This is a genomic window from Xanthomonas sp. NCPPB 3200 (genome assembly GCF_056393585.1).
The window spans coordinates 1,736,082-1,758,686 of sequence record NZ_CM150785.1 but is presented as its reverse complement, the minus strand read 5'-3'; the positions used below and the strand labels follow the sequence as shown (position 1 = coordinate 1,758,686).

The window sequence follows — 22,605 nt, the reverse complement described above, 5'->3', positions numbered from 1 at the left end:
CCGGCTCGCCAAACGGTGCCGCAGTGCGCAATGACGCCCGGGTAACACCTGCCTGCGCATGCTCGCCTGCACCGGCCCGGCGCCGGGCGTGCGGTCCCTGGCGGCTCGCACTGCGACCCTGAAATCCTTCGGAGGTGCGTATGTCTTTCCGGCAATTTCCCGCAATCGGTGCAGATGGCGAGTCCTACGTCATCATCGAATTCCGCGACGAGCTCGAATCCCGCAACGGGCAGCAAGGCCGCATGCAAGCGCATACGGCGCCACGCTACGAACTGCCCGATGGCCGCCGCCTGCAACGGCAGGGCCAGCGCTTCATCACCGATGGTGGCGAGCTGCGCCTGTCGACGCCCTGAAATAGCACTGGTCATTTTTTGACCAACCCGTCCGTAGCCGTTGCAGCGCAAAGGCTGCGCACAGTTATCCACATGCTTGTGCAGGTTTCATCCACACCCTATGTGGATGAAACCGGTGCGCGTTATTTGGCATTGCGCCCAGCGACAATCACCCTCGCGCTTGGGGCCATCGCATGCAGTGTCATGCGGCCAGCACATGATCGGCGCCTGACATCTGCACCCTGCTGCGGCCATCGACAGTGGGCAAGCCCACGGCCGCCCTGCACTGTTGCTACCCGTTGCGGTCGGAACGCTCCAGCACCCGTCCGATGCCGCTGCGGTCGATTTCGCTGGCCGCCTGCGCCAGCGCCGCGCGATCGCTACCCGGCTCGAACCCGATGCGGAAATGCAGCTCGCCCACCGGCGTGCGCGAGGAATGGATCGACGACAGGTTCACCCCATGCTGCTCGAACACATGCAGCAAGGCACGCAACGAGCCGGGCTGGTCTTGCGGCAGATACACGCTCAAGGTCAGCGGCTCGGTGAGGTCGGCCAGCAGGTAGCCCACGCGCTCATAGGTGTAGTTGCCGGCCGCGAGCGATTCGCCCTGCAGCGCCTGCGCGTTGTCGTCCAGGAACCGGGCGCGAAACTGCGCGCGCGCCGCATCGTCGCCTTGCGCGACCAGGGCGCGCAGCTCCTGCAGTTGCAGCAACAAACGATCGAGCATCTCGCCGACATAGGGGTTGCCGAACTGGATGTCTTCGTAGATCGCCGGATTGAGCGAGAGGATGCGTGCGATCACTGCGGTATCCAGCTCGAACGAGGCCGAGCGATACGGCATCAGCGCGCGCAGCTCGCCGAGCAGTGGCGCGTAGTCGCGCAAGGTGCCGGCCTGCGCCAGATGGGTGGCGTGCACCATTGCCTGCACCAGCGCCATCACGCGGTCGTGGTGCTCGGGCGTGGCGTACACGCACTCGGCCTGCAACGCGGTACACAGCGCCTGTACCCACGTGGACCAGTGCTGCAGGCGTGCCTGGCAGACCACCATCACCCGACCTTTCAAGGTGGGCGATTTGGGCGGTGCGGTCATCGGATGCAGGCCGACGACCTCGGCCGGCGAGGCCAGCATCGCAGCCACCGGTGCCTGCTTGATCGAGGTGACATCCATCCACAACTGCGACGCGGCGCGCGGGCCGGCAAGATCCACATAGCGCTCGATCAAGCCGGCGGTGTGGCGGATCGGTGCAGAGAAAATCAGCACGTCCGCTCGCTGCGCCAATGTGGCTTCGTCGATGTCGCCGTCAGCTGCCGGATCGAAGCCGATCACCTCCAGCCGCATGCGCGTGCGCAGGAACTGCGCCAGCCAGCATCCGTAAGCGCCGGCGATGCCGACGATGCCGACCACCGGCTGCGCCATCATGCCAACCGCTCGACGGCAAAGCGCGGTGCGGCCGCGAGTGCGGCCGGCGCGGCGGCCAGCACATCGAACTCTTCGAAGCCTGCAGCCAGGGTCGCTTCCAGCGCGCTGTGCACGCCGCTGAGCGCGTGCCCCACCGCCTGCTCGAACGGCACCTCGCGCAGCAGCAAACCGATCAGCAAGGCCATCAGCACATCGCCGGTGCCGGCCACATCCACCGGCAGATGCGGCGTGGCCCATCGATACACTGCCGCGTTGCTGACCGCCAACGTCACCAGTTCGCCGGTCGCACCGGCCACGCTGTGCGCAAGCACCCATTGCGGGCCGCGCGCCAGCAATGCGCGCGCGGCGACGATGGCATCGTCCTGCTGCAGACTCGGCAAACCGGTCAGGCGCCCGAGCTCGAACGCATTCGGTGTCACCAGCCAGGCATGCGGCAACAGCCGCTCGGCGAAGACGCGCTCCAGTCCAGGCTCGACATACGGGCCGGTGTGCGTGTCACCGATCACCGGGTCCAGGCAATACCGCAGCTGCGGCGCCTGCGGCAAGGTCTGCTCGAGCCAGTCGGCGAATGCTTCGCCATTGGCCAGGCTGCCGAAGTAGCCGGAGACCAGCATGCGCGCACGCTGCGGCAGGCCGCGCTCGGTGGCACCCAGCAACAGGTCAGCCAACCAGTCGGCCGGCAGGATGCGGCCGCGCAAGGTGGCGTAGAACGGCGCGTTGCTCAGCAGCGTGGTGGGCACTTCCGCCACCCGCAGGCCCAGCGCACGCAACGGCGGCACCGCCGCGCTGTTGCCGGCATGGCCGTAGACCAGTTGCGATTGCACCGAGATTACATCGATCGGCGAAGGACCATCCGGGCGCTGGCGGCGACCGTGGACGAGGTGACTGTCGGGGGCATTGTTCATCGCCGCATTTTACGCCAGCGCCACCGCGCGCCCGGCGTCGATCGATGCGCCCACCGTCCGCTCGCCGCTGCACGCGCCGCCACCAGGCCGGTCTGTGCGCCGGCAGCAGTCGCTATTGCTCTTACCTCTGCGGGCTCCCGCCGCAAAAACGCAAATGCCGGCCCCTGGGGCCGGCATTCGTAGGGAGAACTTCGCTCAGCCGTGCAACTCTCCGGGCATTCGGAAGCGGGCATCCGCTCCCACGAATCCAGAATCGCCACACTGGCGCACTACCCCGGCAGGCCGGGCCACACCGCCCTTACGATTCCCCAATCCCGATTCCCGACTCCCGGCCTCAGGACGTCATCCGATCCCAGAAGCCCTTGACGCCATCGATGAACGTGGCCGACTTGGGCGAATGCTTGCGGGCATCCTCACCGGTGAACGTGGCCTCGAACTGCTGCAGCAACGCGCGCTGGTCGGCGGTCAGATTCACCGGCGTTTCGACCACCACGCGGCAATACAGGTCGCCTTCGGTACGGCTACGCACCGAGCGCACACCCTTGCCGCGCAACCGGAACAGCTTGCCGGTCTGGGTTTCGGCCGGAATGCGGATTTCCGCCTCGCCGCCCAGGGTCGCCACACGCACGGTGTCGCCGAGCGCCGCCTGCGAGATGCGGATCGGCACTTCGCAATGCAGGTCGTCGCCGTCGCGCTGGAAGATCGCATGCTCGCGCACGCGCACCTCCACATACAGATCGCCCGGCGGCGTGCCGGCCGGACCGGCCTCGCCCTCGCCTGCCAGGCGGATGCGGTCGCCGGTATCCACGCCGGCAGGCACCTTGATCGACAGCACCTTGTCTTCTTCCACGCGACCGGCGCCGTGGCAGGTCTTGCACGGATTCTGGATCAGCGTGCCGCGCCCGTCGCAATGCGGGCAGCTCTGCTGCATGGCGAAGATGCCGCGCTGGATGCGTACCTGGCCGCGTCCGTGGCAGGTCCCGCACACTTCCACCTTGCCGTCTTCCGAACCGCTGCCGTGGCAGGGCTCGCACTCGATCAGGGTCGGGATCTCGATGCGGCGCTCGATGCCGGCGACGGCTTCTTCCAGATCCAGTTCCAACACGTAACCGACGTCGGCGCCACGTCGCGCAGCGCGCGGACCGGCGGCGCCACCGCCGAAAATATTGCCGAAGATATCGCCAAAGATATCTCCCATGTCCGGGCCACCGGGCCCACCACCACCGCCCATGCCGTGCTCGAACGCAGCGTGGCCATGCGCATCGTAGGCACGGCGCTTGTTGCCATCCGACAACACTTCATAGGCTTCCTTGCACTCCTTGAACATCGCCTCGGCAGCAGCGTCGCCTGGATTGCGGTCCGGGTGGTGCTTCATCGCACAGCGCCGATACGCCTTCTTCAGCTCCTCGTCGCTGGCGCCACGGGCAACGCCCAGCACTTCGTAGTAATCGCGTTTGCTCATGACAGTGAATCGGGAATCGGGAGACGGGAATCGTTCAAAGCGCACATCCTCAGTAAATCGCAATCGAAGTGGAAGGGTCAGACAACGGGAAGGAGCGATGCCGCAGCACCGCTCCTCCCATTCTCGATTCCCTATTCCCCACTCACGCCTTCTTGTCGTCCTTGACCTCGGTGAACTCGGCGTCCACCACGTCGTCGGCGGCCTTGGAGGCCTGCGCGTTGCCGCTGGCCGCATCGGCGTTGCCGCCCTGCTCTGCCGCGGCGGCGGCGGCGTACAGCGACTGGCCGGCTTCTTCCAGGGTCTTGCTGCGGGCCTCGATCTGCGCCTTGTCGTCGCTCTTCATGGCGGTTTCCAGATCCGACAGCGCCGCTTCCACCTTGCCGATCACATCGCCACCGACCTTGCTGCCATGCTCGGTGATCGCGGTGCGGGTGGCGTGGATCAGGCCATCGGCCTGGTTACGGGCCTGCACCAGTTCCTGGAACTTCTTGTCTTCCTCGCGGTTGGCTTCCGCGTCGGCGACCATGCGCTGGATCTCTTCGTCCGACAGACCCGAACCGGCCTTGATCTCGACCTTCTGTTCCTTGTTGGTCTTCTTGTCCTTGGCCGACACGTGCAGGATGCCGTTGGCGTCGATGTCGAAGGACACTTCCACCTGCGGCATGCCGCGCGGCGCCGGCTCGATGCCGGACAGGTCGAACTTGGCCAGCGACTTGTTGAAGCGGGCCTGCTCGCGCTCACCCTGCAGCACGTGCACGGTCACGGCCGACTGGTTGTCCTCGGCGGTGGAGAAGGTCTGCGAGGCCTTGGTCGGGATGGTGGTGTTCTTTTCGATGATCTTGGTGAACACGCCGCCCATGGTTTCGATACCCAGCGACAGCGGGGTCACGTCCAGCAGCAGCACGTCCTTGACGTCGCCGGCCAGCACGCCGCCCTGGATCGCAGCGCCCACGGCCACGGCTTCGTCCGGGTTGACGTCCTTGCGCGGTTCCTTGCCGAAGAAATCGGCAACCGCCTGCTGCACCTTCGGCATGCGGGTCTGACCGCCGACCAGGATCACTTCGTTGATGTCGCTGGCGCGCAGGCCGGCATCGTTCAACGCGGTGCGGCACGGCTCGATCGACTTCTTGACCAGGTCTTCCACCAGCGCTTCGAGCTTGGCACGGGTCAGCTTGATGTTGAGGTGCTTCGGGCCCGAGGCATCGGCGGTGACGTACGGCAGGTTCACTTCGGTCTGCTGGCTGGTCGACAGCTCGATCTTGGCGCGCTCTGCGGCGTCCTTCAGGCGCTGCAGTGCCAACGGATCCTTGCGCAGATCGATGCCCTGATCCTTGTTGAATTCGTCGACCAGGTACTCGATGACACGGTTGTCGAAGTCTTCGCCGCCCAGGAAGGTGTCACCGTTGGTGGCCAGCACTTCGAACTGCTTCTCGCCATCGACTTCAGCAATTTCGATGATCGACACGTCGAAGGTACCGCCGCCCAGGTCGTACACGGCGATCTTGCGGTCGCCGCCCTTCTTGTCCAGGCCATAGGCCAGGGCGGCTGCGGTCGGCTCGTTGATGATGCGCTTGACGTCCAGACCGGCGATGCGGCCGGCGTCCTTGGTGGCCTGACGCTGGCTGTCGTTGAAGTACGCCGGCACCGTGATCACGGCCTCGGTGACCTTCTCGCCCAGGAAGTCCTCGGCGGTCTTCTTCATCTTTTCCAGCACGCGCGCAGAGATTTCCTGCGGCGCCATGCGCTTGCCATCGCTGGTCTGCACCCAGGCATCGCCGTTGTCGTGGGCGAGGATGCCGTACGGCACGTGCGAAATGTCCTTCTGCACTTCGGCGTCGGTGAACTTGCGGCCGATCAGGCGCTTCACCGCGTAGAAGGTGTTCTTCGGGTTGGTCACCGCCTGGCGCTTGGCCGAGGCGCCGACCAGCACTTCGCCGTCCTTGGTGTAGGCGACGATCGAAGGCGTGGTGCGGTCGCCCTCGGAATTTTCGATGACGCGGGCCTTGCCGCCGTCCATGATCGACACGCACGAGTTCGTGGTGCCGAGGTCAATACCAATGATCTTGCCCATGGATACGCTCCTGATGATTCTGTAGCTGTGTCCGGCGACGCCGGGTCTGGCTGAGATGTGGGGGTGGTGCGCAGGTGTTCAAGCCACCTGCACGAATCTGCGTTTCGCGCATGCGCCCGGCAGTTCAGCCGGGCGCTGCGGTTCAGTCGTGCTTGGCCACGACCACCAGGGCCGGGCGCAGCAGACGCTCGTTGAGCAGATAGCCTTTCTGGAACACCTGCACCACGTGGCCCGGGGCGATGCCCTCGGCCTCGCCCTGGCTGATCGCCTGGTGCTGGTCCGGGTTGAACGGCTGGCCGACCGGGTCGAGCAGGGTCAGGCCGTTGTCAGCCGCGACCTTGAGCAACTGCTTGTAGGTCATGTCCAGGCCATCGCGCAGCGGGCTGGGTTCGGTGCCGGCCGCGGTCAGGCCGGCGTCCAGGCTGTCGAACACCGGCAGCAGCTCGCCCAGCAACTTCTCGTTGGCGAACTTGCGCGCGTTCTCGACGTCGCGGGCGATGCGCTTGCGCTGGTTTTCCAGATCGGCCCGCTCGCGCAGGGCATCGGCCTTGACCAGCGCGATCTCGCTGCGCAGCGACTCGATCTCGGCCTTGAGCGGATCGGTCTCGGGTGGGTTCTGGGACAGGTCTTCGGAGTCGAATTCGGGGTGGTCTTGGTTCATGTGCAGTTCCCGGGCAAGCGGAACGCCCGCCCCAACGTCACCCCGTATGTGGGCGCGCGCGCGCGTTTCAAGCAAAACGATCGTATCGATCGCTGCCGCTTATCGCGTGCCGGGCGGTTCCATGGCAGCGCCCAGCACCTGGGCGGCGGTCTGCACCAGCGGAATCACCCGGTCGTAGGCCATGCGTTTGGGCCCGATCACGCCCAGCACGCCCAGCACCTGGCCATTGGCGGCATACGGCGCGGTGACCAGCGAGACATCGTCCAGCGACAGCATGCCGGTCTCTTCGCCGATGAAGATGCGCACGCCCGGCGCCTGGATGGTGCGTTCGAGCAGTTGCAGGATCTCGCGCTTGCTGGCGAAGGCCTCGAACAGCTCGCGCAGCCGGTCCAGGTCCGACAGGTCCTGCACGCCCATCAGGCGGGTCTGCCCGGCCATCACCATGTCGTCGGCGTCGGCCGGCACCAGCGCCTCGCTGGCCAGATCCACGCTGTGCGCCAGCAGCTGCTCCATCTCGTTCTTGGCCATGCGCAGCTCGCGCAGCAGCGAGGCGCGGATGTCCGACAGCGCGCGCCCGGCAAATTGCGCATTGAGGTAATTGGCCACCCGCTCCAGCTCGGCCGGCTCGTAGGCCCGGCGCGGCTCGATCACCCGGTTCTGCACCTCGTTGTCGGCAAACACCAGGATCGCCAGCACCCGGCGCGCGTCCAGCGCCACGAAGTCGATATGCCGGAACGCGAACTGCTCGCGCCGCGGTGCGCTGACCACGCCGACGAAATGGCTCATCGCCGACAGCATCTGCGAGGCGCTGCCCAGCAGCGACTGGGTGCCGTTGCCGCTGGCAAGCTCCGCGCGCAGACGGCGCACTTCTTCCTCGCCGGGCGGCTGCATCTGCACCAGGCTGTCGACGAACACCCGGTAACCGTGCGCGGTGGGCACCCGCCCGGCCGAGGTATGCGGAGAGCTGAGCAGCCCCACATCCTCCAGGTCGGCCAGGATGTTGCGGATGGTGGCCGGGCTGACGTCCAGCCCGGCGTGCTGGGCCAGCGTCTTGGAGCCCACCGGCTCGCCATCGCGGATGTAGCGGGCAATCAGCGTCCGCAGCAGTTGGCGTGCGCGGGGATCGAGCGTTGGGGACTGTGACGCGCGCATGGGATCATCCGGTGAGACTGGGCATAGATAATGTCTGGCCCTGCGGTTGGCAAGCGTCTTATTCCCTGCCCGCCGCTCCCACCCTAAGCTTCCCCAAAGCGTTCACACTCGATCCCATGCTCAGACACCTCTCCATCAAGGATTTCGCCGTCGTCCGCGCCACCGAACTGGAATTCGGGCCAGGCATGACCGTGGTTTCCGGCGAAACCGGCGCCGGCAAGTCGCTGATGGTGGACGCGCTAGGCTTCCTGTCCGGGCTGCGCGCCGACAGCGGCGTGGTCCGCCACGGTGCCGACCGCGCCGAACTGTCGGCCGAATTCCAGCTGCCGGCCCAGCACCCGGGCCTGACCTGGCTGTCGGACAACGAACTCGACGACGACGCGCAATGCCAGCTGCGCCGGATCATCCGTGCCGATGGCGGCTCGCGTGCCTGGATCAACGGCCGCCCGGTGACCTCTTCGCAACTGGCGGAGCTGGCCTCGCGGCTGGTGGAGATTCACGGCCAGCACGAACACCAGGCCTTGATGGCCCGCCACAGCCAGCTCGCCCTGCTCGACGCCTACGCCCGCAACGCCGCGCAGCGCGAGCAGGTGCGCCAGGCCAGCCAGCGCTGGCAGGCCCTGCTGGACGAACGCGATGCGCTGTCCGCGCAGGGCGATGTCTCCGACCGCATCGGCTTTCTGGAACACCAGCTCAGCGAACTGGAACGCGAGGACCTGGATCCGGCCGCGATCGCCGCGCTGGACGTCAATCATCGCCGCCAGGCGCACGCCACCGCATTGATCGGCGCGTGCGACAGCGTGGCCCTGCAGCTCAACGGCGACGACGGCGCCTCCGCACTGGGCCTGCTGCAGGACAGCCGCCATGACCTCGCGCGCGTGGCCGAGCACGAGCCGCGCCTGGGCGAGGTCGATGCACTGCTGGACAGCGCGGTCATCCAGATCGAGGAGGCGCTGGCCCTGCTCGACCGCGTGCGCGACGACCTGGAGGCCGACCCGGCCCAGTTCGAGGCGATGGAGCGCCGGCTCGGTCGCCTGCACGATCTGGCCCGCAAGCACCGCGTCACCCCGGACGAACTGGCCGCCCAGCGCGACCGCATGAGCCTGGAAGTGGAGAGCCTGCGCGGCGCCGACGAGCGCCTGCAGCAGCTGGACAAGCATATCGAGGCGGCGATCGGCGTCTGGCGCAGCGCGGCCAGCAGCCTCAGCGCCAGCCGCACCACCGCTGCCGAGGCCTTGTCGGCCGCCACCACCACGCTGATCGGCGAGCTGGGCATGGGCGGCGGGCAGTTCCTGATCCAGCTGCTGCCGCAGGACACCCTGCGCCCTGACCCCAACGGCGCCGAGCGGGTGGAATTCCTGGTCGCCGCCAACGCCGGGCAGCCGCCGCGCGCGTTGCGCAAGGTCGCCTCCGGCGGCGAGCTGTCACGGATTTCGCTGGCGATCGAGGTCGCCGCGCTCGGGCTGGACAGCGTGCCGACCATGGTCTTCGACGAAGTGGATTCCGGCATCGGCGGCGCAGTGGCCGACATCGTCGGGCAAAAGCTGCGCGCCCTGGGCGAAGAGCGCCAGGTGCTGTGCGTGACCCACTTGCCGCAGGTGGCCGCCAAGGGCCACGCGCACTATCGGGTCAGCAAGGCGCCGGTGGACGGCATGACCCAGAGCGCGGTCGAACTGCTCGGCCCGCAGGCGCGCCAGGAAGAGCTGGCGCGCATGCTGGGCGGGGTGGAAGTCAGCAAGGAAGCCCGCGCGGCGGCACGCAAGCTGCTGCAAAGCGCCTGAGCCGCCGGGCGCTGTCTCGGCCGCCACCGGGGTTGCCTAGGCAGCCGATGGCGGCAAACGCACAAGGCGGCCGAAGCCGCCTTGTCGTTGCCGCACTACCACCAGCTTGCCGTCAGCGCGGACGCTTCTTGCGCACGTACAGCACCAGCGAGTGCTCTTCCAGCTCGTAGCCATGCTGGGCGGCGATCTGCCGCTGCAAGGCCTCGATCTCTTCGCTCTCGAACTCGATCACGTGGCCGGTATCCACGTCGACCATATGGTCGTGATGGCCGCCACGATCCAGCTCATAGACCGCCTGGCCGCCTTCGAAATTGTGCTTCAGCACCAGGCCGGCGGCCTCAAACTGGGTCAGCACCCGGTACACCGTGGCCAGACCGATTTCGTCGCCATGGTCGAGCAGCTGCCGATAGATGTCTTCTGCGCTGAGGTGGTGCTGGTTGCTCTTCTGCTCGAGCAACTCCAGGATCCGCATCCGCGGATGGGTCACCTTGAGCCCGACTTTGCGCAGGTCGTGGGTTTCCATATGTTCTCCGTTCATTGGCGATTTAGCGCCAGCTGCCATCAAACGGGTCGCGGCGACCGGCAGGAGTGTATCATCGGCGTGATTTCCTCAGCACTTAATCCCCGATGCGTAATCTCCTGCTGGTCGCCGCCGTTGCTCTCTCCACCGCTGGCTGCGGCATCATCTACAAGCAGCCGATCTACCAGGGCAATCTGATCAAACAGAATGCCGTGGAGCAACTGCAGGTAGGCCAGAGCAAGCAGCAGGTCAGCGCGTTGCTGGGTACCCCCTCGATCCCCGATCCATTCCATTCGCAGCGCTGGGACTACACCTCCACCCAGCGCGTGGACCGTCTGGCGCGCACCGAGATCAAGAACTTCACCGTGTTCTTCGAGAACGAGCAGGTCGTTCGCTGGGAAGGCGATTATTTCCCGTCGCAGGACGAGCAGCTGGCCAAGTCGGCACCCAAGCAGTTCGGTCGCAATCTGGCCCGCGACAAGAAAAAGCAGCGCGGCCGTTGATGCGCTCGGTCGCGCACTGCGCGATCGCCTGAGTGTCGCCGCACCAGAAAACGCATCCGTTTGAACGGATGCGTTTTTTATTTGCCTGGTCGCAGAGACGTGTTGGGTCAGGAACTGCAGCGCTGATCCAGATATCGACATCTGCGGCTCACCGTCAGCCGTCTTGCGGCGACATGCGCCTGCCCAAGCCACAAGCTGCGCTCGCTTGTCCAGGTCATTCAACAGAAGAGCTCGCTGTTGTGCACGGCGCACATGCATCGCAGTGCCGGCCAACAGCTATCCGTTGGGACCGGCCTTTTTGCTCGGTCCGGCACGGCGACGCCGTGCCTCCTTCGGGTCCAGCAGCAGCGGCCTGAGCAATTCGACCCGGTCGCCGTCACGCAGCACCTGATCCGCGCGTGCAATCAGCCCATGGATCGCCTGGGCGGCAGGTGGTCGATCCGGTGCCAGACCGGAGGCGGCAATCGCCTCGGCGACGGTGGCGCCCTCGGCCAGTTCCAGCGATACCGAACTGCAGCGGTCCGGCCAGGCCAGCACGACGTCGACCCGCATGCTCAGACGTCGCCGCGATCGGCGACCCGCACGAAATCGTTGACCATGCGGTCGGCCAGGCCTTGAAAGCCCAGCGCCAGCGCGGGACCCAACAGCCGCGAGCTGGTTTCCACCTCCAGGGTCAGGCTGACCTTGCAGGCGTTCTCTCCCAGCGACTGAAACTCCCACAGGCCTTCCAGGCGCTTGAATGGCCCGTCGCGCAGATGCATGACGATGCGCTGCGGACGTTCGAGCACGTTTTCGGTGGTGAACCAGGTGCGGAACGACCCCAACCCCAGATCCAGCCGCGCCACGATATGCGCCTGGTCCTGTTCAAGCACCTGCGCAGCATCACACCAGCCGAAACGGCGCGGATAGGCGGCAACATCATTGACCAGATCGAACATGCGGGTGGCGCTGTGTTCGACCAGGGCGCTGCGACGGATGGTAGGCATTCGCTAACTTGTGAAAGACAGAAGATCGTTTGATGACGCCGAATCGGCGACAATGGCGGCATGAGCAAGAAACCAGCCAAGGATAAAGCAAACGGCGCGACGGCCACGAAAACCATCGCGCTGAACAAGCGTGCGCGCCATGAATACCACCTGGAAGAGCGCTACGAAGCCGGCCTGGCCCTGCAGGGCTGGGAGGTCAAGGCGATCCGCGCCGGCCGCGCCAACATCATCGACGGCTACGCCTATGTGCGCTCCGGCGAGATCTTCCTGATCGGCGCGCAGATCACCCCGCTGATCCAGGCCTCCAGCCACACCGTGCCGGTGGAACGCCGCGATCGCAAGCTGCTGCTGCACCGCCGGGAAATCGACAAGGTGCTGAGCAGCGTCGAACGCGACGGCTACACCCTGGTGCCGACAGCGCTGTACTGGAGCAACAACAAGGTCAAGCTGGAAATCGCGCTGGCCAAGGGCAAGCAGAACCACGACAAGCGCGACGCCGCCAAGGACCGTGACTGGCAACGCGACAAGCAGCGCGTGATGCGGCGGCATAACCGGGATGCGTGAATCGGGAATCGGGAGTGGGGAATCGCAAGAGCTGGGTAGGCTCGCTGCGTTGATCTCAAGTTAGTTCACGACGAGGGTATTTCGGGATCCGCAAGAAGCATCCTGCCTATACGATTCCCGATTCCCCACTCCCGATTCCTCACGTACTCCCAAGCATCCGCATCAAATTCGGCACTCCCCTGCCCTGCACATAGCGATCGCGCTGCAGGTCGGTGCTGGTGTCCAGCATCAGCTGCTTGACCCGATCCGGGAAGCCGATGAACTCGCGGCGGGCGGAGAGGAAACCAGCCAGCACGCCGGAGACGTGCGGTGCGGCCATGCTGGTGCCGCTCATCTCCACCATCAGGCTGGCCGGATCTTTCGGGTCGAAATCGTAATAGGCCGACAGGATCTTTTCGCCCGGCGCCACGACATCCGGCTTGCCGCGTCCATCGGCGGTCGGCCCGCGCGACGAAAAATACGACACGCCGTAATTGTGCGGGCTGCTCTTGTGCACCGAGCCGACCACGATGGCGTCTTCCAGATTGCCCGGGTCGCTGATCGACAGATCCATGTTGGCCGGATACGCATCACCATCGTTGCGCATCAACCAGGCCAGGCCTTCGTTGCCGGCGGCCACTACCACCAGCACGCCTTGCCGCCATAGCCGCCGCAACTCGTTGCACAGCGGCGTAAAACCGCAGCCGTAGCTCTCCGGATCGAAGTAACCGCCCAGGCTCAGATTGACGCCGTGGATGACCAGCTCGCCGGCGCGCTCGTTGATCGCTGCGACCTGCTGCACCGCCTTGATCATCCACGAATCACGGCCGTTGCCGGCATCGTCCAGCACCTTGAACCCGTACAGCTGGGTGTCCGGCGCCATGCCGGCAAACTCCAGCGGTTTGCCCGGGTTGCCCTGCGCGTCGGGAATCACCGCGCGGCTATGGCCGGCGATGATCCCGGCGATATGCGTGCCGTGCCCGTGCCGATCCAGCCGAGCGAAGGCATCGCCGTCGGCGCGCGTCAATCGCCTGGCTGCACCCCGCCGCGTGCAATCCCATTGCGCGACCACCGTGTCGCGCTCCCCCTTTACGAAGAAATGCGGGTGACTGGCTGCGATACCGGTGTCCAGCACCGCCCAGCCGATCTGTTGCCCGCGCGCGCGATACGCGGTGCGCGCCGCATCGGCATGCAGGACGTTGCCGGACACGTTGATCAACGCGCGCTTGCCGGCATCGCGCCACACGCGCCGGAATCCAAGCGCGCGGTAGCGGTCCTGCAGCGATTCGATCTCGAACCGCGTCAGCCGCGCCGACACAAACCGCTGCAAGCCATCTTCCAGCTCGATCGCCTCGTCCAGCGCATCGCCGCTCAAGCCGGTGGTCGCTGCAGCGGTCTGGCGCAACTGCGCCAACAGCAGCGCACGCGTGGCGGCCGGGTCGTCGCCCAGCAACCGGCGATCCAGCTCGATCAGCACTTCGTGCCGATACTCGGCGCCATGTGCTTCCAGCTGCTCGCTGAGATCCTTGATCAGCACCGCATTGGAGACCGGTTGGTCGAAGCCGACGCCCACCGCTTCGCGCACCGCCGCGCGCACCTGCGGAATCGACAGATAGCCCGAGCCCGAATGCGCGTTGTGCTGCCAGTCCGGATTCAGGCGCGCACCCGCGAGGTTTTCGAAACGCCCCTTGGCGTTGGCGATATCGTCGCCGAGATCCGGATCCAGCGCGATCGGGTCGCGCGTGTCGGCCACGTTGATCCAGCGCCGTACGCACGCGGGAAACGGCAGCTTGCGTGTGCCGGTCCAGCGCTTGAACATGCTGCGCACCTGCGGCAAGCCCAAAGGCGAGCCCAGGGTCAGGAACAGGCTGACCTCGCACTCTTCCGCCTGGAGCTGACGCAACACGTCAAAGGCGATCATCGATCCCTGGCTGTGCGCCACCACCACAAACGGCCCGCCACCCGAACGCAACCGCTGCGTCAGGCTCTCGCGCATCAGCGCCGCACGCTCGGGCACGAAGAACAAATCGTGCACGTCCTGCAGCAGCGCGGCGGAGATCAGCCGCAGCAGTACGCGGTTGATCGCATCGATCGGACCTTTGGCCTGCACCTGGCCCGCCGCCGGCATCGCGGGCGCGGCATCCAGTTCGTCCAGCAAGCGGTGCAGATCGACACGCTCTTGCTCGCTCTGCGCCAACGCATCGGCGAGCAGATGCAGATCCTGCTCGCCTGGCACCAGCCCAAGCGTGCTCAGGGCGCGCTGCACGCTCTGATTGAGCGCCGGGCCGACATCGCGCGCATCGCAGTTACCGGGTTCGGCAACGGGATAGCGCTCGCGATTGACCCAGTACGCCAGGCGCGTGCGCTCGCCCATCGGCCGCCCGAACAAGGCCTTGTCCCACTGACAGCGCAGCACCTCGGCCGGCGGTTTGTTGCCGATGCCATGGATGTAGATCACGGTGCGCGCCTTGCCCTGCACGCGCGTCAGTACGGTGTCCTGCGCCTGCTGCTGCGCAGCCTTGACTGCGCGTCGAGGCCTGGGGGCGTCGACGCCCGGTGCGCGTTTGCGGGGCGTACTGCGTGCCTGCCGCGGACCTGGGGGCTTGCCTGTCGCCATCGCTTCGCTCCTTGATTACCAGACTTTTCCGTCCGATAGGACTGAAGCCACTGTAAGCGCTGCACGTCTCACCACTTGTGACAGGGCGCTCCGATCCCTACACTGACCAGGTCAGCGTTTTGATGCTTTCCCCGGGGGTGCACTGGTTTCGACGGGGGTCGCGAAGTCGCTTGGCGCATGCCGAGGGGGCAGCTTTCCTCGTTAATCCAGCAGCAAACTTTTAGTTGCCAACGATGACAACTACGGTTCGGACTTCGCTATCGCCGCTTAATTGGCTTTAGTTGTAGTTCTACAGCCGCCTAAGGCGAACCCCCGAACCTACTTGTGCCCGTGCTCGTAGGTGTAGGGTCATTATCACGGAACCATCGGTAGTGGCTGCCTGTCAGCTACCGGTTAGATAAAGCAGGCTGGTTTCCAGGTGCGCTTTGCCAACCGTGCTGCCTGGGAATGAGATCCAACGGAGGGCTAAGCATGTAGTGCTGGGGATGGAGTGCTTCCGGACGGCGGTTCGATTCCGCCCACCTCCACCATCTGATCGCGGAAAAGAGCAGTAAGTGCTTGATTCTGCGAAGGTTAGGCCCGGGGTTTGATGTTCAGTTTGAGCCTGCGTTAGGTATCAAACGAGGTATCAAACCCCGTGCCGAAGCCTTATTTTCTGCGCCGCCCTGCTGGGCTCTATGTGCGCTTCTTCGTCCCGACCGACCTCCAATCTCTCGTTGGCTCGCGCTACCTTGTCCGTCCCGTTCGCTTGTCCCTGGGTGATGCTGCCCGTCTGGCCGTAGCACGAACTGCTGTGGCACTCTCGGAAGCATTCGATCAGATGCGGCAGGGAGCGGGCATGCGGGACGATTTGCTGAGCCAGGCTCTGGCCGCGTTGCAAGGGAACGAAGCCCGCCCCTACACCATCAAGGTCGGTGGCGTGGAGCTTTCTGCCAACGGAGCGGACGATCATGCGCGGCTGCTGGACGCACTGAAACACCTCCCTCTTCAGCAACTGGCTTCTGTGAAAAGCGCCGGACCGCTGCTGTCAGAGCGCGCGGCCATCCACATCAGCGAGATGCGGCGCGTGGGGCGAAGCGCGAAAAACGTGCTTGATACCGAACACAGCCTGGGGCTGTTTGTGGCCCTTGTCGGCGACAAGCCGGTCGAAGACTACAAGACCGATGACATCCGAAAGTTCCTGGATGCGCTTGAGCACTACCCCAGCAACGCCACCAAGAAGGCGGTGTTCGCCGGTCTCACCCCTGTCGAAATCCTGAGCAAGGCGCGGCAAGGTGGTCATGAACTGCTGAGCATGCGCACCAAGGAAAAACATCGGGATCGTATTGCGTCCTTCTTCAACGCCTTGGCGAACGAAGACCTGATTAGCAAGGCGCCTCACAAAGCCATCCTCAATCGCGCCAAGTCGCTCACTGATGAGCCGAGTCGTGATCCGTTTAGCCAGGCTGAGCTCGAAGCACTGTTTGAGCTGAATGCATTCACGTCTTGGGCGAAGAAGTATCCGCACCGATGGTTTGGCACGCTGTTGGGATTTGCGACCGGTGCTCGAGTCAACGAGGTCGCTCAGCTCTATGTTGACGACATCGGCAAGGTGGGCGATTTCTGGGGCGTGCATTTCCGGGGAGCCAAGCCGGATCAACGCTTGAAGAACCCCCACTCCTCCCGCTTTGTGCCTCTACCCACATCCCTGATCGATGCCGGATTTTTGATCTACGTGGATGAGGTCAAGCGCGCAGGCTTTGACCGACTGTTCCCGCACTTGCCCTACAACGCCGAAAACGGCTACGGCGACGCGCTCGGGGATCAGTTTCGGGCCTATGCGATCAAGCGAGGGTTAACCCAACGGCTCAAAAGTTTTCATTGCTTCCGACACACCTTGTCCAATTCGTTGGTCAATGAGCACGGCATCTCGCTTCCGATTTCCCAACAAATCACCGGCCACGAGTTGACGCTTCCACCGGGCTTGAAGCATTACGTTGACCCACCTTCTGTTCCCGCTCGCTTTTCGGCCATTGAGCAGTTTGGTCCTCCACTTCCCCTGCCTGCTTACACACCTGGGCAATTTGATCGGTCGTTCAAGCAGGTTCGCCACATGGAGCGACGGCGCGAGCAGGCGGCAAAGAACAGAACGACCAAGTCGCGGACCACCGGTTGGAGGAATTGAGAATTCAAGGGCGCCTGGAACGCTTTAGCGTCTCTATTCTCCAAGCCAGGCCTCCCACAACATTGCTCTAATAAGGCACGGGTAACACAGATGTAAGCGCCCTCACCTACCTTCCAACCCGAGGCAACCCATGCAGCCAACCAAGCTCTTTGTCATCGGCAACGGCTTTGATTTGCATCACGGCATCCGCTCTGGCTACAAGCATTTTTGCGCCTTTGTTCAAGCCCAAGATCGCGCGGTGTTTGATGCCGTTGAGCGCTATCTGCCGGCAGACGGCGACGGCACGAACGGCAAGTGGTCGGACATGGAGGCAGCGCTGGGCAAGCTGAGCCCAGACGAAGTCATCGAGGACTTGGGTCACTTCATGGCGTCTTACGCTGATGACGATTGGAGCGACTCAGGTCACCACGACTTTCAGTATGAGGTCGGCCGCTTGGCAGAGCGTCTGAGCGCGGAACTTCGACGATTGTTTGGCCTGTGGATCAGACAGTTGAAAATCCCAGCTCAAATTCCTCTCGACCAGGCACTCCAAGTGCTGGATCCAACTGCCATCTTCTTTTCGTTCAATTACACAACTACGCTGATCCAGGCTTACGGCGTTCCGCTTGAGCAGATTACCTACATCCACGGTTGCGCAGATCAAGTTGACCAACACCTAATCCTTGGGCACGCCAGGAAGCCAAGATCCCTCAACGATCGACCTGATTTGGCCGAACTGGACACGCGCCTGGTCGAAGTGAATGACATCTTGGACAACTATTTCGACAACACCTTCAAGCCGTCTGACCAGATCATTCAAGCGCACCCCACCTTTTTCGATAGACTCTTGTCGGTTCAAGAGGTCTATGTGCTGGGCCACTCACTGGAAGATGTCGATGCGCCCTACTACAAGAAGATGCTTCTGAACACATCGGTGCGCCAAGCAAACTTCCACTTGGCAATCCATGATCCCAAGGAAATGCCAGGCATGTTGAAGAGACTGATTGGCCTAGGGGTTCCTGCAACTCAGATCCAGACTCACAGCTGGGCGGAGCTTTGCGCCCCGCGCCCCACGTGACTCGGAATCCACAATTTGCACCACTAGTAAGCCAAACAATTGAACTGGCGATTTCATGCCTAAAGCTGGACCCTAACGAGCGCCCCACAGCTGATCAACTTGTCAAATCGTGTGGAGACCTGTATTACAGCTTAGCTCATCGTGAGCATGGGAAAGTTCGACATATATTTGATCATAAGAAATTTGGCTTCATCACTTCTGATCAGGGCGATGTTTTCTTTCATGCAAACAGTGTCTATGGGCCGGAGCGTTTGCTTGTGGGCGACAATGTGTGTTTTACCCGGCATCGCGTTGATGGTGACGCTGCTCCACGTGCCCATCCTGTTTTGAAAATCAAGACTTAAATGGCGACCTTGTAAGAACGTAGCGGGCCATTGGCCTGAGCTCACGCTGAGTCCAGCCAGCATAATTTAACTGCTTCGGGGTCTAGGGAGGCTCCAACTCTTGAGAGGATGGAGCCATGAGTAAGACGAAGTATTCACTGGAGATACGTAAGCGGGCGTGCCTGGTTGGCAGTCACTGGCAATCTGCACATTATACCCATAAGCGCCTGCTCTATAGCCTTTTGGCGCATTTCTTGTTTGCCTGCCCAGGTATTTTCTTACGGCTTCTTCCAGCGCTCATTAGCCCCTCTTACGTCGGCAAGAACAACAGGCTCGTTGGCAATTCGGCCTCGGGGTAAATCAGCAAAAAGATATTGTGCTTAGTATCAAACCCTTCGCCGATGCATCGATGCTTGACTCCATTTCGATCAGCGTAGACGAAGTCACGTGGCGCCGTCATGCGCTTTTCGATAGGGATCAAGCTAGCAAGCGCATGCTCATGGTCAATAACAAGATCGGAAGGTCGACCAAACCTATGTAGAAAACTGGAAGAGGGCTCGATCCTTCGCACTTCTGCCCTAAAGCCACCCGAGTCAATGAATTCCAGTGGGTTGAGGACATACACGACGCACGGCGCATGGTGAGTGCGCGCGAACTCGCGTGCAGCAGCATAGTTGGATGAACCAAAGCGCTTGGCGAGAGTGATCGGCGCGCGGATGCCCATCCTCATATCGGCAGCAGCATTGCGAAATGCATCGCCTTGAAAAAGCACGAAGCGAGCGAAGTTGTTGGCTTCACGCTCAAAGCGATCTGCAATTTCAGGCGCAAGCGTTTGCTCACAATCCTGGAAAAACTTGAAGACGGTCTTGTGCGTGGGCATCTCATGGTGCCCGGCCTCATGGAGCTTCAAGAACGTCTGCTTCGTCGGCCCGACTCCGTAGTCGATATGAACAACGCCCTCCGTGGAGTCATAAAGACCAAGCACCTTGCCTAGTGCCCGCTTCAAGGTGTCAGCAGCTTTTTGCGTCTTCTGCTTAATGTAAGCGAGGAGAGCTGCCGGGTCGAAAGCACTTTTAGGGGCGACTTGGAGCTTTGCCGCTTCCATCAGGGTATCGACTGGCGTTGGAAAAACGCCCCATGCATCCGCCCGATCGAGGAACCGCCTTGCACGACCTTCGACAACAACGAGGTCAGCTGGATCAAGCGAACTATCATCGGGCTTCATGTTCGTTTTTTCGTCCTGAGAAATTGTAGGTAGTCGAGAAGCTCGACTTCCTCGTCCTTGCTTAAATTATGCTCGGCAAAGGTCGCCGCTCGTCCGTGACGTGCCTGATCAGGGCGTTCACTGACAGCAGGCAAATAACCCGCCAGCTGCATCAAAGTGATGTAATCAACGCCGTAGGCTTCCGCTAACGTGTGTAGAACATTGGGACTTGGGGTGGTGATGCGACCATTTTCCAACTGGCTTATGTAGGCGTTGGATACTTCTTTGTTGGTTGCTTCCTCGACCTGTCGCAGTGACATTTTCCGATCAAGTCGGATCGAACCTAAGTATTGGCCAAGAGTTAGGGCCACTTGGTCCTCCTAATCGTGCGGGGGCGAGCGATTGTAGCTGCACTCGCTTGATGGATCAAGCGCGCTTTTGATGCTTGACAAACTACGCATGCGTTCCACATCATGTGCTCAACGGGGCCCCCTGCTCCCGGGAGACGTAACATGACCACTGAACAAGCCGCTGAAGAAGACGTTGAACGCGTAGTGATGGCTGGGCGTGCGGTAAGCAACGAGGGGCCTTGGCGCATCCAAGTTGGTGACGATGCGCTCCAATTCCGTTCCATCGTCGTGACGGACCCGATCCTGACCGGCAGCCAGATCCTGGCCGCTGCGGGCATTCGGGACCGGGTTGAACACTTGGTCTACCAGATGCTCGCAAGTGGGCTCATTGAGGAAATCAACCCCGAAGAGACCACCGACATCCGCTCGAACCGCGCTGCCCGCTTCTTGGTGTTCAAGAACGACCGGTCCTTCCGTCTACTGGTAGATGACCGAACCCTGGATTGGGGTGCAGGACACATCTCCGGAGCCACGCTGCGCGCACTGGCGGGACGCAACGAGCCTGATCTTGTCGTTTGGCAAGACATGAGCAGCCAAGCCGATCTGCTCATCTTGGACGAAGATCTTGTCGACCTGACCTTGCCAGGCGTTGAGCGCTTCTACCTGCGGGAGGTGGCCTTCAATATCTTCGTCAACGGATCCACTGAAACCGTATCCCGCCCCCGTCTGGCGTATTGGGACGTCGTCAAACTGGGCTTCCAGGATGCGAACCCTGCCGAAGAGATCGTTTACACCATCGACTACACGGGGGGGCCGCACCAGAATCCCGAGGGCACCCTGTCAGCTGGCCAATTCGTTCGGATCAAGGAGGGGATGAAATTCTATGTCACACCATCTGACAAGTCGTAATCCAGCCCTGTCCAAACTCGTCCAGGAAGGCTACGAGCTTGAGTTCCGACCTGGTCTCTTGCTCGTCCACGCCGTGCCTTATGTCAATGCGCACTCGCAGATCGCCTACGGCACACTGGTCTCCGAGCTCTCGATGGATAGCCCGGATATGGTTGGGATGCCTGGTTCCCATCAGATGCACTTCATCGGTGATCACCCTTGCTTTGCGGACGGGCGCATCTTCGCGCCCGTCCAATACAATTCTGGCGACTTCCACCTTGGTAACGATGTATTAGCGCAGCATCACTTTTCTCACAAGCGCAAGGATAGGGACCGTAACTGGATCGCCTATGAGGACTACTACGTCAAAGTAAAGACGTACGTGGATGTGATCTCGGGTCAAGCGAAAATGATTGATCCGTCAGTGGATGCTCGGACGCGGAAGGTCGCCACCTGGGTCGACGATACTACTCCGTTCGTCTATGCCGACACCGCCTCAACTCGGGCAGGGATCTTAGCCATCAATGAGCGCGCTTCGCAGCTTCGCGTGGCCATCGTCGGCCTTGGCGGAACGGGTGGCTATGTTCTAGACCTGCTCGCGCCTACTTATGTCCCGGAAATTCACCTTTTCGACGGTGATAAACTGCACCAACACAATGCTTTTCGTGCCCCAGGCGCAGTTCCAGCAGAAGCATTGGGCCGGCATTTACGTAAGGTGGAGTGGTATGCCGAGCACTACGGCAACCTGCGGCGCGGAGTGGTGCCTCACGCCGAAATGATCCACGAAGCAAACGTGCACGAGTTGTCTAAGTTCGATTACGTCTTTTTGTGTATCGATAGCGGGCAAGCGCGGGCATTGATCCTTGACCATCTTAAAAATACAAACACTGTCGTTATCGATTGCGGGATGGGCATGCACGTTTTAAAGGATGAGCAGAAGCTATGGGGGACGATCCGAACCACTGTCAGCAGCCCGGGCAATCGCGACGATGCGGCCAGCTTGATGCCTCTGGTTGATCGCGAGGACGACCTCTACCGGTCTAATGTTCAAATTATCGAGTTGAACGCGCTCAATGCCGCAATGGCGGTGCTGCGCTGGAAGCGCTTGATTGGCATGTTTGCCGACGATCGTTTGGAAATGGAAGGCACCTACAACACCGCCCTTAACCAGATCGGCAACAAGCCGGAACCGCTATGAACCCTGTATTTCCGCACAGATTTGTGGATGTCATTCCCAAGGAGCCGGATGAGGGGGTTCTCTATGTCTCGATCGAACACGCGGTAGCCGTGCACCTTTGCGCTTGCGGCTGTGGTCGAAAAGTTGTGACCCCATTGGCACCCATCCATTGGAAGCTCATCTTTGATGGCCGCTCTGTGAGCCTCTCCCCTTCCATCGGCAATCACGCTTTTCCGTGCAAGTCCCACTACTGGCTCGAAAATGGCCGAGTGCGATGGTCATATGAGATGTCGCAGCAGGAAGTGGAAGCTGTCCGAGCCAAGGATAAACGTCAACGGGCTGCGTTCTATGAGAATGGCGGGAACGGCCCAGTCCAGCCTTCGCCTCAACCGACAAAAACACACCCCTCCTTGCAAGCCAAGGTAGAAGCTCCACGACCTTGGTGGAAACGCTGGCTTGACTAAGCGCACCAGTCTATGAGCGTGCCTC

Annotated in this window: 22 protein-coding genes and 1 other RNA gene; 11 read left to right on the top strand and 12 right to left on the bottom strand. The window is 62.5% G+C overall.

From position 1 onward, the window contains the following. Positions 1–140: 140 nt before the first annotated feature. Complete coding sequence (locus AC06DU_RS07600) at positions 141–353, top strand: hypothetical protein (RefSeq protein WP_024939320.1); 213 nt, start codon at positions 141–143, stop codon at positions 351–353. 271 nt (positions 354–624) lie between these two features. Here the strand turns inward: AC06DU_RS07600 and AC06DU_RS07595 are convergent, their stop codons facing one another. The 6 genes from AC06DU_RS07595 to hrcA form a co-directional block, all read right to left on the bottom strand. Continuing rightward, positions 625–1,752 carry a prephenate dehydrogenase gene (locus AC06DU_RS07595; protein ID WP_478203950.1) on the bottom strand — a complete coding sequence of 376 codons (1,128 nt, stop codon included), beginning with the start codon at positions 1,750–1,752 and terminating at the stop codon, positions 625–627. Then, complete coding sequence (gene pdxY, locus AC06DU_RS07590; RefSeq protein ID WP_102580990.1) at positions 1,749–2,657, bottom strand: pyridoxal kinase; 909 nt, start codon at positions 2,655–2,657, stop codon at positions 1,749–1,751. The genes AC06DU_RS07595 and pdxY overlap by 4 nt, the downstream gene beginning before the upstream one ends. Before the next feature lie 334 nt (positions 2,658–2,991). Next, a complete protein-coding gene (gene dnaJ / locus AC06DU_RS07585; RefSeq protein WP_024939317.1) occupies positions 2,992–4,119 on the bottom strand; it encodes a molecular chaperone DnaJ in 1,128 nt (375 codons plus the stop codon). 142 nt (positions 4,120–4,261) lie between these two features. Next, positions 4,262–6,190, bottom strand: a complete 1,929-nt coding sequence (gene dnaK, locus AC06DU_RS07580) for a molecular chaperone DnaK (protein WP_478203948.1) — start codon at positions 6,188–6,190, stop codon at positions 4,262–4,264. 142 nt (positions 6,191–6,332) lie between these two features. Next, the gene (grpE, locus tag AC06DU_RS07575; protein WP_010366360.1) at positions 6,333–6,851 is read right to left on the bottom strand and encodes a nucleotide exchange factor GrpE; all 519 of its coding nucleotides are present in this window, start codon (positions 6,849–6,851) and stop codon (positions 6,333–6,335) included. 99 nt (positions 6,852–6,950) lie between these two features. Then, positions 6,951–8,003: a heat-inducible transcriptional repressor HrcA gene (hrcA, locus tag AC06DU_RS07570; RefSeq protein ID WP_024939315.1), complete on the bottom strand. Its 1,053-nt coding sequence runs from the start codon at positions 8,001–8,003 to the stop codon at positions 6,951–6,953. 116 nt (positions 8,004–8,119) lie between these two features. Between hrcA and recN the strand changes: the two genes are divergently transcribed. Then, positions 8,120–9,784, top strand: a complete 1,665-nt coding sequence (gene recN, locus AC06DU_RS07565) for a DNA repair protein RecN (protein ID WP_478203946.1) — start codon at positions 8,120–8,122, stop codon at positions 9,782–9,784. Between the two features lie 112 nt (positions 9,785–9,896). Here recN and fur read toward each other — a convergent pair whose 3' ends face one another. Further along, positions 9,897–10,307: a ferric iron uptake transcriptional regulator gene (fur, locus tag AC06DU_RS07560; protein ID WP_016901564.1), complete on the bottom strand. Its 411-nt coding sequence runs from the start codon at positions 10,305–10,307 to the stop codon at positions 9,897–9,899. Between the two features lie 104 nt (positions 10,308–10,411). On the opposite strand from fur, the gene AC06DU_RS07555 reads away from it, so the two are divergent. After that, on the top strand, positions 10,412–10,807 hold the full coding sequence (locus tag AC06DU_RS07555) for an outer membrane protein assembly factor BamE (protein ID WP_039528130.1): 396 nt from the start codon (positions 10,412–10,414) through the stop codon (positions 10,805–10,807). Between the two features lie 276 nt (positions 10,808–11,083). Here AC06DU_RS07555 and AC06DU_RS07550 read toward each other — a convergent pair whose 3' ends face one another. After that, positions 11,084–11,359 (bottom strand): RnfH family protein, encoded by a 276-nt coding sequence (locus tag AC06DU_RS07550; protein ID WP_016901566.1) that lies wholly within the window; start codon positions 11,357–11,359, stop codon positions 11,084–11,086. Positions 11,360–11,361: 2 nt separating this feature from the next. After that, entirely contained in the window at positions 11,362–11,793 is a 432-nt protein-coding gene (locus tag AC06DU_RS07545) for a type II toxin-antitoxin system RatA family toxin (protein ID WP_016901567.1), read from the bottom strand. Positions 11,794–11,853: 60 nt separating this feature from the next. Between AC06DU_RS07545 and smpB the strand changes: the two genes are divergently transcribed. Continuing rightward, positions 11,854–12,357, top strand: a complete 504-nt coding sequence (gene smpB / locus AC06DU_RS07540; protein WP_006449452.1) for an SsrA-binding protein SmpB — start codon at positions 11,854–11,856, stop codon at positions 12,355–12,357. A gap of 139 nt (positions 12,358–12,496) precedes the next feature. Here smpB and AC06DU_RS07535 read toward each other — a convergent pair whose 3' ends face one another. Continuing rightward, complete coding sequence (locus tag AC06DU_RS07535; protein WP_478203944.1) at positions 12,497–14,953, bottom strand: S8 family peptidase; 2,457 nt, start codon at positions 14,951–14,953, stop codon at positions 12,497–12,499. 133 nt (positions 14,954–15,086) lie between these two features. Between AC06DU_RS07535 and ssrA the strand changes: the two genes are divergently transcribed. From ssrA to AC06DU_RS07515, 4 genes are all read left to right on the top strand, one after another. Continuing rightward, positions 15,087–15,483: a transfer-messenger RNA gene (gene ssrA, locus AC06DU_RS07530) on the top strand. A 107-nt stretch (positions 15,484–15,590) separates the two neighbouring features. Beyond that, a complete protein-coding gene (locus tag AC06DU_RS07525; protein WP_478203942.1) occupies positions 15,591–17,117 on the top strand; it encodes a tyrosine-type recombinase/integrase in 1,527 nt (508 codons plus the stop codon). Between the two features lie 130 nt (positions 17,118–17,247). After that, entirely contained in the window at positions 17,248–18,174 is a 927-nt protein-coding gene (locus AC06DU_RS07520) for a bacteriophage abortive infection AbiH family protein (RefSeq protein WP_478203940.1), read from the top strand. Continuing rightward, a complete protein-coding gene (locus AC06DU_RS07515) occupies positions 18,171–18,518 on the top strand; it encodes a cold-shock protein (RefSeq protein ID WP_478203939.1) in 348 nt (115 codons plus the stop codon). The genes AC06DU_RS07520 and AC06DU_RS07515 overlap by 4 nt, the downstream gene beginning before the upstream one ends. A gap of 289 nt (positions 18,519–18,807) precedes the next feature. Here AC06DU_RS07515 and AC06DU_RS07510 read toward each other — a convergent pair whose 3' ends face one another. Continuing rightward, entirely contained in the window at positions 18,808–19,722 is a 915-nt protein-coding gene (locus AC06DU_RS07510; protein ID WP_478203937.1) for an ImmA/IrrE family metallo-endopeptidase, read from the bottom strand. Continuing rightward, on the bottom strand, positions 19,719–20,021 hold the full coding sequence (locus tag AC06DU_RS07505) for a helix-turn-helix domain-containing protein (protein WP_478203936.1): 303 nt from the start codon (positions 20,019–20,021) through the stop codon (positions 19,719–19,721). The genes AC06DU_RS07510 and AC06DU_RS07505 overlap by 4 nt, the downstream gene beginning before the upstream one ends. Before the next feature lie 192 nt (positions 20,022–20,213). Here AC06DU_RS07505 and AC06DU_RS07500 point away from each other — a divergent pair, with 192 nt between their 5' ends. The 3 genes from AC06DU_RS07500 to AC06DU_RS07490 are packed head-to-tail and all read left to right on the top strand — an operon-like array spanning position 20,214 to position 22,580. Beyond that, positions 20,214–20,960, top strand: a complete 747-nt coding sequence (locus AC06DU_RS07500) for a multiubiquitin domain-containing protein (protein WP_055026820.1) — start codon at positions 20,214–20,216, stop codon at positions 20,958–20,960. Continuing rightward, a complete protein-coding gene (locus AC06DU_RS07495; RefSeq protein ID WP_055026819.1) occupies positions 20,935–22,137 on the top strand; it encodes a ThiF family adenylyltransferase in 1,203 nt (400 codons plus the stop codon). Before AC06DU_RS07500 ends, AC06DU_RS07495 begins: the two co-directional genes overlap by 26 nt. Next, positions 22,134–22,580 carry a ubiquitination-like system serine protease family protein gene (locus tag AC06DU_RS07490; protein WP_416204024.1) on the top strand — a complete coding sequence of 149 codons (447 nt, stop codon included), beginning with the start codon at positions 22,134–22,136 and terminating at the stop codon, positions 22,578–22,580. Before AC06DU_RS07495 ends, AC06DU_RS07490 begins: the two co-directional genes overlap by 4 nt. Positions 22,581–22,605: the final 25 nt, after the last annotated feature.